General features: G+C 64.4%; 1 protein-coding gene. It reads right to left on the bottom strand.

Annotated features, from left to right (window positions below; translation table 11 throughout):
* On the bottom strand, positions 1-11,436 hold an 11,436-nt coding region (locus tag BLQ55_RS30360; protein ID WP_143011811.1), incomplete at both ends, for a non-ribosomal peptide synthetase.

The raw sequence follows: 11,436 nt of genomic DNA, 5'->3' as shown, positions 1-11,436 counted from the left end.
GGCCAGGCGCTCCAGGGGATAGGCCGGGTCCAGCGGCACATAACCGGCGCCCGCCTTGAGGATGCCCAACAGGCCGACGATCATGTCCAGGCCACTCTCGACACAGATCGCCACCCGATCATCAGGGCGAATGCCCAGTGACAACAGGCGATGAGCAAGCTGGTTGGCCCGGGCATTGAGTTCGCCATAGGACAGCGTCCGGCTCTCGAACACCACGGCCACGGCATCAGGTTGTGTCGCCGCACGTGCCTCGAACTGCCCATGGATCAGCGCATTGTCGGCGTAGACCACATCGGAGGCATTCCAGGTTTCCAGCAGTTGCCGGCGCTCGGCCGGCGGCAAGATCTGCAACTCGCCCAATGGCGCCAGGGGCGACTGCTCCAGCGCCTCCAGCAGATGTTCCAGCACGCATTGCACATAGCCGCAGACACGCCCGGCGCCGATCGACGCTTCAGCCATGACGGTCAGGTTGAAGCCTTCGCCCAGGTCATCCACCGACAACGTCAGCGGATAGTTGGTCCGCTCTTCGCCGCCCAGTACCTGGATACCTTCCCAGGCCGCGATGGCTTCGCTGGAAGCCGTCTGCGCACCGAGGTGACGATAGTTCAGCAGCGCGCTGAACAACGGTGCCGGCGCGGTCACACCACTGCAACGCTGGGCCAGCACCAAAGAGGCATGCTCATGGCCAAGCAAGGCGGTCAAGCGTGCATGGGTCGCCTTGACCCCGGCACGTACACCCTGCGTGCCCAGTTCCACACGCAACGGCAAGGTGTTGATGAACATCCCCAGAGCCCGGTCGGCGCCCTCGCCGCCCTGCATCCGGCCCAGCAACACGGTGCCGAACACGACGTCGTCCTTGCCCGAGACACGGCCCAACACCTGCGCCCAGGCCAAGTGATACAGGCTCGCCGCGCTCACCCCGAGTTGACGGGCCTGCGCCCGCAAGCGCTGGCTGAGCACTCCATCGACCGGCTGGCGGACTTCTTCGATCCCACGTCCATCGCCCTGCACATCCTGCAGGCCGAACGGCAACGTCGGCTCGGTCACATCGCCCAGCATCTCGCGGAAGAACCCTTCGTGTTCTTCGCGGCTGATACCCAGACGGGCCTGGGCTACATAGTTGCGATACGGCACCGAGGCTGCCAGCAGATGCTCGCGCCCCATCACATGAGCTTCGATTTCCGCCGTGAGCATGGCCAGAGACGTCGCGTCGTCGACCATGTGGTGGAACAACAGCATGCCGACCCAGCGATTGTTCGCCACGTCTTCGGCATAGCCGATGCGCATCATCGGTGCCTGACGGATGTCCAGGCGATGATGGCGAGGGTGCAGGTGCTCGCGCAGTTGTTGCGCGATATCTCCCGCCGCCGGGTCCAGCACAATCTCATCGAGCCCCAGTCGGGCCTCGCGCCAGACCACTTGCACAGGTTCGTCCAGCCCTTCCCAGACCACGCCCGTGCGCAGGATATCGTGGCGAGACACCACGTCTTGCAACGCCCTGGCGAAGTCGTCCAAGCGGGCGCGGCTGTCGTAGGTGAATTGTACATATTGCAAATAGGGGTCGCCCTGGGCCGCCGCAAGGTGGTGATACAGGATCCCCTCCTGCAATGGAGCAAGGGCATAGATATCCTGCACATTGCGCACACCGCCCGGCACCGACGCGACGACGCGGTCGATACCGTCCTGGTCCAGATCGACCAGGGGCAACATGTCCGGTGTGATCCGTGTGCAGTCGGCGGGAATGAGGTTGGCCGGCACCACGATTTCGCGCACGCCGCCTACGGCCGCCGCCAATGCCGCCAGCGTTGGCTGGCCGAACAGCACACGGACATCGGCAGCCAGGTCGATCTGGCGCATGCGCTCGACCAGCTTCACTGCCAGCAGCGAATGGCCGCCCATTTCAAAGAAATGGTCATGACGGCCGACCTGCTCCACCTGCAGCAGGTCTTGCCAGATCCGCGCAATCGCCGTCTCGACCTCGCCTTGAGGCGCCTCGTATTCACGGGTCACCACCGAGGACTGGTCGGGCACCGGCAACGCCTTGCGGTCCAGCTTGCCGTTGGTGGTCAGCGGGAATACCGTCAACATCACGAACGCGCTGGGCACCATGTATTCCGCCAGGGAACCCAACAGCTCGGCGCGCAGTTCGGCCGCCGACGGTGGCTCGCCCTCTTCGGCAATCACGTAGGCCACCAGGCGCTGGTCACCCGGGGTGTCCTGGCGCGCCAGGACCACGGTTTCACGTACGCCGTTGCAGGCGGCCAGCTTGGCCTCGATCTCACCCAGTTCGATACGGAAGCCGCGGACCTTCACCTGGTCATCGTTACGCCCCAGGTATTCGATACTGCCGTCCGCCAGCCAGCGACCCAGGTCACCGGTCTTGTACATGCGGGCGTTCGGCTCATCGCTGAAGGGGTTGTCGAGGAAACGCTCGGCGGTCAGCTCATCGCGATTCAGATAGCCACGGCTCACACCCGCGCCACCGACGAACATTTCGCCGACCACACCGACCGGTACGGGTTCGTGTTGTGCGTCGAGCACATACAACTGCAAGTCAGGGATGCGTTTGCCGATGGGGCTGACACCGGTCAGTTGGGCGTCGGCCGCACACAGCGCACGGTAGGTCACGTGCACGGTGGTTTCGGTGATGCCGTACATGTTTACCAGTTGCGTACCGGCATTGATCTCACGGGCGTACCACGGCTTGAGAATCCCGGTTTCCAAGGCCTCGCCGCCGAAGATCACCTGGCGCAGGCTGTGGGTCCGGTCGCTCTCGCCCTGGGCCGCGATCAACTGGCGGAACGCGCTCGGTGTCTGGTTCAACACCGTGACACCGGCCTCGCACAACAGCGCATAGCAGTCCTGCGGCGAACGGCTGACCAGTTGCGGCACCACCAGCAGGCGGCCGCCCTGGGTCAGCGCGCCCCAGATTTCCCAGACCGAGAAGTCGAAAGCGAAGGAATGGAACAGTGCCCAGACGTCCTGCGGGCCGAAGTCGAACCACGGTTGCGTGGCCGAGAACAGCCGGGCCACGTTACGGTGTTCGACCATCACGCCCTTGGGCAAGCCAGTGGAACCGGAGGTATAGATCACATAGGCCAAGTGACTGGCCCCAAGGCCCGGTACATCCGGGTTATGCCGTGGCTGCTGCTCCATTTCGCTGTCTTCGAGCGGATCGAGCAGCACGGTCGGCACGCTCAATGACGGCAGGGTTTCACGCCATTCCCGCTGGGTCACCAGCGCTACCGGGCTGCTGTCGTGCAACATGTAGGCAATGCGCTCGGCCGGATAGGCCGGGTCCAGCGGCACGTAGCCCGCCCCCGCCTTGAGGATGCCCAACAGGCCGACGATCATGTCCAGGCCGCGCTCGACACAGATCGCCACCCGGTCGTCCGGACGAATACCCACGGCCAACAGGTTGTGGGCCAACTGGTTGGCGCGGGCATTGAGCTGACCATAAGTCAGCGTCTGTTCTTCATGGACCACCGCCACGGCGTCAGGCTGGGTCATTGCCCAGGCTTCGAACTGACGATGGATCAGGGCATCTGCGGCATATTCGGCATCCCGGGTGTTCCAGGTTTCCAGCAACTGCCGGCGTTCGGCTGGCGGCAGAACCGTCAAGGCGTGCAGCGCAGTGTGTGGCGCTTGCTCCAGGGCGGTGACCAGGCTGTCCAGCGCCATCTGCATGTAGCCACAGATGCGTGCCGCACCGATCGAGGTTTCGACCAGGGCCGTGAGGGAGAAACCTTCCCCCAGGTCGTCGACGTTGAGGGTCAATGGGTAGTTGGTGCGCTCGTCACCACTGAGTGCCTCGATCCCGTTCCAGGCCAAGAGGCCATCCTGGGTCACCTCGGCGGCGCTATGACGGTAGTTGAGCAAGGCGCTGAACAGCGGCGTCGGTGCCGCCACGCCACTGCAACGCTGGGCCAGCGCGAGGGAGGCATGTTCATGGCCCAGCAGGTCTGTCAGTCGGGCGTGGGTCGCCTTGACCCCGGTACGAACATCCTGGGTGCCCACGTCCACGCGCAACGGCAAGGTATTGATGAACATCCCCAGCGCCCGGTCGGCCCCTTCACCGCCCTGCATCCGGCCCAGCAATACCGTACCGAACACCACATCCGGTTTGCCGGACACTTTGCCCAGCACTTGCGCCCAGGCCAGGTGCACCAGGCTGGCGGCACTGACGCCCAATTGCCTGGCCTGGGCCCGCAGACGCCTGGACAGCACGGGATCCACCGGCTCGCGGATCTCATCGATGCCATGGCCGTCACCCTGTACATCCTGCAGGCCGAAGGGCAGTGTTGGCTCGTCGATATCGCCGAGCATGTCGCGGAAAAACGCCTCGTGTTCCGCCTCGCTCGCCCCCAGTCGTGCCTGGGCCACATAGTTGCGATAAGGCATCGCTTCGCCCAATCGCTCGCCTTGCCCCAACAGGTGCAGCTGCATTTCATGCTGCATCACGTCCAGCGCGGTATGGTCCAGCGCCATGTGGTGGAACAGCAGGGTCGCCACCCAGCGGGCCTGGGCCTCATCCTGGGCGTAGACCAACTGCAGCATCGGCGCACGGCGCAGGTCCAGGCGGTAGTGGCGCGCATCGAAGCGGCTCGCCAGTTGTGTGGCGACATCGCCGGCCGTGGCATCGGCCTCGAAGCGCTGCGGCGCCAGCTTCACCTGGCGCCAGACCAATTGCAGCGGTTCGTCCAGGCCCTCCCAGGCCACGCTGGTGCGCAGGATGTCGTGGCGGTCGATCACCACCTGCAACGCCTCGACGAACGCCTCGAAGCGTCCGAGGCTATCAAACGCGAACTGCGACTGGAGCACGTAGGGGTCGCCCTGCTCCGCCGCCAGGTGGTGATAGAGAATCCCTTCCTGCAACGGCGCCAGCGGGTAGATGTCCTGCACATTACGGGCACCACCCGGCACGGTCGACACCAGGCGATCGATCGTGTCCTGGGTCAGGTCGACCAGCGGCAACATGTCCGGAGTGATGTGTTCACAGTCGGCCGCAATCAGGTTTTCGGGGACCGTAATCTCCTTGCCACTGCCGATGGCCGCCGCCAGCGCCGCCAGGGTCGGCTGACTGAACAGCACCCGCACATCGGCACTCAGGCCGGCCTGGCGCATGCGCTCGATCAGGGTCACCGCCAGCAGCGAATGACCGCCCAGTTCAAAGAAATGGTCATGACGGCCGACCTGCTCCACCTGCAGCAGGTCTTGCCAGATCCGCGCAATCGCCGTCTCGACCTCGCCTTGAGGCGCCTCGTATTCACGGGTCACCACCGAGGACTGGTCGGGCACCGGCAACGCCTTGCGGTCCAGCTTGCCGTTGGTGGTCAGCGGGAATACCGTCAACATCACGAACGCGCTGGGCACCATGTATTCCGCCAGGGAACCCAACAGCTCGGCGCGCAGTTCGGCCGCCGACGGTGGCTCGCCCTCTTCGGCAATCACGTAGGCCACCAGGCGCTGGTCACCCGGGGTGTCCTGGCGCGCCAGGACCACGGTTTCACGTACGCCGTTGCAGGCGGCCAGCTTGGCCTCGATCTCACCCAGTTCGATACGGAAGCCGCGGACCTTCACCTGGTCATCGTTACGCCCCAGGTATTCGATACTGCCGTCCGCCAGCCAGCGACCCAGGTCACCGGTCTTGTACATGCGGGCGTTCGGCTCATCGCTGAAGGGGTTGTCGAGGAAACGCTCGGCGGTCAGCTCATCGCGATTCAGATAGCCACGGCTCACACCCGCGCCACCGACGAACATTTCGCCGACCACACCGACCGGTACGGGTTCGTGTTGTGCGTCGAGCACATACAACTGCAAGTCAGGGATGCGTTTGCCGATGGGGCTGACACCAGTCAGTTGGGCGTCGGCCGCACACAGCGCACGGTAGGTCACGTGCACGGTGGTTTCGGTGATGCCGTACATGTTTACCAGTTGCGTACCGGCATTGATCTCACGGGCGTACCACGGCTTGAGAATCCCGGTTTCCAAGGCCTCGCCGCCGAAGATCACCTGGCGCAGGCTGTGGGTCAGCTCGCTCTCGCCCTGGGCCGCGATCAACTGGCGGAACGCGCTTGGCGTCTGGTTGAGGATGGTCACCCCGGCCTCACACAGCAGCGCATAGCAGTATTGCGGGGAGCGGCTGACCAGTTGCGGCACCACCAGCAGGCGGCCGCCCTGGGTCAGCGCGCCCCAGATTTCCCAGACCGAGAAGTCGAAGGCGAAGGAATGGAACAGTGCCCAGACGTCCTGCGGGCCGAAGTCGAACCACGGTTGCGTGGCCGAGAACAGCCGGGCCACGTTGCGGTGCTCGACCATGACGCCTTTGGGCAAACCGGTGGAGCCGGAGGTGTAGATCACGTACGCCAGGTGCTGCGACGTCAATCCCGACACCGTCGGATTCTCCACGGATTGACTGGCCAATCCGCAATTGTCGAGGTCAATCAGCCGCACCGATTCGTCGACCAGCAGCGCTTGGGTCGCGGTGTGCACGACGATTGCCACCGGGGCGCTGTCCTCGATCATGAAGGCCAGGCGCTCCAGGGGATAGGCCGGGTCCAGCGGCACATAACCGGCGCCCGCCTTGAGGATGCCCAACAGGCCGACGATCATGTCCAGGCCACGCTCGACACAGATCGCCACCCGATCATCCGGGCGAATGCCCAGTGACAACAGGCGATGAGCAAGCTGGTTGGCCCGGGCGTTGAGTTCACCGTAGGTCAGCGTCCAGCTCTCGAACACCACCGCCACTGCGTCGGGCTGAGCCACGGCGCAGGCTTCGAATTGCCCGTGGATCAGCGTGTCATGGGCGTACGTCTGCGGCGAGGCATTCCAGGTGTCCAGCAACTGGCGACGCTCCATCGACGGTAACACCGCCAGGCTTTGCACCGGCTGGTGCGGTGCATGTTCCAGTGCATCGAAGAGACTGCGTAGCGCAACGTGCATGTAGTCACAGATGCGTTGCGCCCCGATCCGCGCCTCGACCAGTGCCGTCAGGCTGAAGCCGTCCCCGAGGTCATCGACGTTCATTGTCAGCGGGTAGTTGGTACGTTCTTCGCTGGACAGCATCTGCATGCCGTTCCAGGCCGACAACAACGCATCCGTCACCTCGATCGAGCTGTGCCGGTAATTGAGCAACGCGCTGAACAGCGGTGTCGACGAAGCCACGCTGCTGCAGCGCTGGGCCAGGGCCAGGGAGGCATGCTCATGGGCCAGCATCGCGGTCAGCCGTGCGTGGGTCATCTTCACCGCATCACGCACACTTTGCTCGCCCACCGAAACGCATATCGGCAAGGTGTTGATGAACATCCCCAGCGCTCGATCAGCACCGTCGCCACCCTGCATGCGGCCTAACAGAACCGTGCCGAACACCACGTTCTCCTGACCGGATGCCAGGGCCATGACCCGGCCCCATGCCAAGTGAATCAGGCTCGCGGCACTCACGCCCAGGCGCCGGGCCTGACTGCGCAGCCCCAGGCTCAAAGCCTCATCGACTGCAACCGTCACTTCTTCGATGCCACGCCCGTCCCCCTGGACCTGTGCCAGTCCGAACGCCAGCGTCGGCTCATCGATCCCGCCGAGCATCTGGCGGAAAAATGCTTCGTGTTCCGCCTCGCTCGTTCCCAGACGTGCCTGGGCCACATAGTTGCGATAAGGCACCGGATCGACCAGTTGTCCGGCCTCGCCCATCAGGTGCGCCTGCATTTCCTGCTGCACGACCTCCAGGGCGGTATGGTCCAGCGCCATGTGGTGGAACAGCAGGATCGCCACCCAACGGTCATGAGCCTCATCCTGGGCGTAGACCAACTGCAGCATCGGCGCACGACGCAGGTCCAGGCGGTAGTGGCGCGCATCGAAGCGGCTCGCCAGTTGTGTGGCGACATCGCCGGCCGTGGCATCGGCCTCGAAACGCTGCGGCGCCAGCTTCACCTGACGCCAGACCAACTGCAGCGGTTCGTCCAGGCCTTCCCAGGCCACGCTGGTGCGCAGGATGTCGTGGCGGTCGATCACCACCTGCAACGCCTCGACGAACGCCTCGAAGCGTCCAAGGCTATCAAACGCGAACTGCGACTGGAGCACGTAGGGGTCGCCCTGCTCCGCTGCCAGGTGGTGATAGAGAATCCCTTCCTGCAACGGCGCCAGCGGGTAGATGTCCTGTACGTTGCGCGCACCGCCCGGCACCGTCGACACCAGGCGATCGATCGTGTCCTGGGTCAGGTCGACCAGCGGCAACATGTCCGGAGTGATGTGTTCACAGTCGGCCGCAATCAGGTTTTCGGGGACCGTAATCTCCTTGCCACTGCCGATGGCCGCCGCCAGCGCCGCCAGGGTCGGCTGACTGAACAGCACCCGCACATCGGCACTCAGGCCGGCCTGGCGCATGCGCTCGATCAGGGTCACCGCCAGCAGCGAGTGACCGCCCAGTTCGAAGAAGTGGTCGTGACGACCCACCTGCTCGACCTTGAGCACCTCGGCCCAGAGCCGGGCCAGGGTGGTTTCGATCTCGCCCTGTGGGGCTTCGTATTCTCGGCTGGCGTAGGCGTCGGCGTCCGGCGCCGGCAGTGCGCGACGGTCCAGCTTGCCGTTGGCGGTCAGCGGGAAGGATGGCAATACCACGAAGGCGCTGGGGACCATGTACTCGGCCAGCGTGCTCGCCAGTTGGCTGCGCAGTTCGTGCACCGACAACGTGGCCCCCTCTTCAGGGATTACATAACCCACCAGGCGTTTAGGTCCGTTGTCGTCCTGGCGAGCCAGTACCACGGCATCTTTCACCCCGGTACATTGGCCCAACCGGGCTTCGATCTCGCCCAGTTCGATGCGGAAGCCACGGATCTTCACCTGGTCGTCGTTACGCCCCAGGTAATCCACGGCTCCGTCGGCGCGCCAGCGCGCCAGGTCGCCGGTGCGGTAGAGCAAGGCCGCCGGATCGGCACTGAACGGGTCGGCGACGAACTTCTCGGCGGTCAGCTCGGGGCGATTTAGATAGCCTTTCGCCACGCCATCGCCACCGATATACAACTCGCCCGCCACGCCGACAGGCACCGGCTGCTGATTCGCATCCAGCACGTAGACCCGACTGTTGCCGACGGGACGCCCAATCGGAATCCCCCCCTCGCCCACGCTACGGATTTCGTGCGTGGTGGTGAACGTGGTCGCTTCCGTCGGGCCATAGCCGTTGAGCAGATGCTGCGGTGCGCCATCTTTCAGGACCCGAGCGATCACCGCCGGATCCAGCACGTCACCGCCCACGATCAGGTAGCGCAGCTGTTTGAACACCGGCAGCAAACCAGCAGCGTACTGGTGGAACAGGCCAGCGGTCATCCACAGCACGCTGACCGACTGCTCGCTCAACAGCGCGGCAAAGCGCGCCTGGTCCAGCAGCACGTCCTGCTTGACCACTACCACGCAACCGCCGTTGAGCAACGGCGCCCAGACATCCAGGGTACTGGCATCGAACGCCGGGTTGGAGGCGAGCGCCACCCGGTCCCGGGCGTTGAAATCCGCGTAGCCGTTATTGATCACCAAGCGGTTGATGGCCCGATGCGGCACCAGCACACCCTTCGGTGTGCCGGTAGAACCGGAGGTGTACATGATGTAGGCAACCGCTTCGGCGCTCTGGGTCAGGTCGAGGTTCGTGCACGCGTCCTCCAGCACCACGTCGTCCAGGTCGACGCGCAGCATGCCTTCAGGCACGTCCATGCCAGCCAGGGTCAGCAAAACCTTCGCCCCGCTGTCTTCGACCATGAACTGCTGGCGTTCCAAAGGCGCGCTGACATCCAGTGGCACGTAGACGGCAGCGCATTTGAGCACCGCCAGTTGGCTCACCAGCAGCTCGATCGAACGCGCCAGCCCCAGCGCCACGCTGTCGCCCGGCTGTACGCCCAGGCCGACCAGATGACGGGCCAGACCGTTGGCCCTGGCGTTGAGCTCGCTGTATGTCAGGCATTGTCCATCCTGTACCACGGCGATGGCATGGGGACGGACCTCGGCTTGAACTTCGAACAGGCCGCTGACCGTCTGGTCCTGCGGATAAAAACGCCCGGTCTTGTTGAAACCCGTCACCACCTGCCGATGCTCGGCAGGCGAGAGAACAGACAGCCTGTTCAACGGCGTCGACGGCGCCTGTTCCAGGGATTCCACCAGGTTATCCAGGGCAATATGCATGGAATCACACACCCGCTGAGCGCCGATCTGCGGCACCGCCAGCGCGGTCAGGTGGAAACCTTCGCCCAGGTCATCCACCGACAGGGTCAGCGGGTAGTTGGTGCGCTCTTCATTGCTCAGGGTCTCGATACCCTCCCAGCCGGCCAGCGCCTGGCTCGAACTCGCCAGGCCAGCGCTGTGGCGATAGTTGAGCAAGGCACTGAACAGCGGCATCGGCGCGACCACGCCGCTGCAACGCTGGGCCAGGGCCAGGGACGCGTGTTCATGGCCCAACAGGCCGGTCAGCCGGGCGTGGGTGGCTTTCACCCCCTCACGCACACCCTGGGTACCCACCTCCACGCGCAACGGCAAGGTGTTGATGAACATGCCCAGCGCCCGGTCGGCACCGTCGCCGCCTTGCATCCGGCCCATCAGCACGGTGCCGAATACCACGTCGTCCTTGCCGGACACGCGACCCAGCCACTGTGCCCAGGCCAGGTGAACCAGGCTGGCGGCACTGACGCCCAACTGACGGGCCTGAGCCCTGAGACGCAGGCTCAACGCCCCGTCGAGCGGCCGGCGGGCTTGCTCGATATTCCCTGCGTCGCCCTGTACTTCCCGCACACCGAACGGCAAGGTCGGTTCGTCGACATCACCGAGCATCTCGCGGAAGAACCCTTCATGCTCCTGCTCGCTCACACCCAGACGGGCCTGCGCCACATAGTTACGATATGGCACCGCCGCCAGTGGAACGGCCTCGCCCAGCAGATGCGCCTGCATTTCGTGTTGCACCACCTCCATGGCGGTGTGATCCAGCGCCATGTGATGGAACAGCAATACCGCGACCCAACGCCCATTGACCGCATCTTGCGCGAAAGCCAGACGTAGCATGGGGGCCCGGGTGATATCGAGACGGTAATGCCGTGGATCGAAGCGGTCCTGCAACTGCGTCGCGATATCCCCCGCAGCGTCTGCCAGCACCACCTCTTCCACCGTCAACTGCGCTTGACGCCAGACCACCTGTACCGGTGTGTCGAATCCTTGCCACACCACACTGGTGCGCAGGATGTCGTGGCGGTCGATGACATGCTGAAGTGCATCGACGAAGGCTGTCAGCCGGTCACGACGCTTCAGATCGAAGAGTATCTTCAGCACATAGGGATCGCCCTGTTCGGCGGCCAGATGGTGATAAAGGATGCCTTCCTGCAACGGCGCCAGCGGGTAGATGTCCTGTACGTTGCGCGCACCGCCCGGCACCGTCGACACCAGGCGATCGATCGTGTCCTGGGTCAG

The sequence above is a fragment of the Pseudomonas sp. NFACC13-1 genome, from assembly GCF_900104425.1.
In the GTDB taxonomy this organism is placed as follows: Bacteria; Pseudomonadota; Gammaproteobacteria; order Pseudomonadales; family Pseudomonadaceae; genus Aquipseudomonas; species Aquipseudomonas fluorescens_AA.
This window is presented reverse-complemented; position numbering and strand designations above follow the sequence as displayed.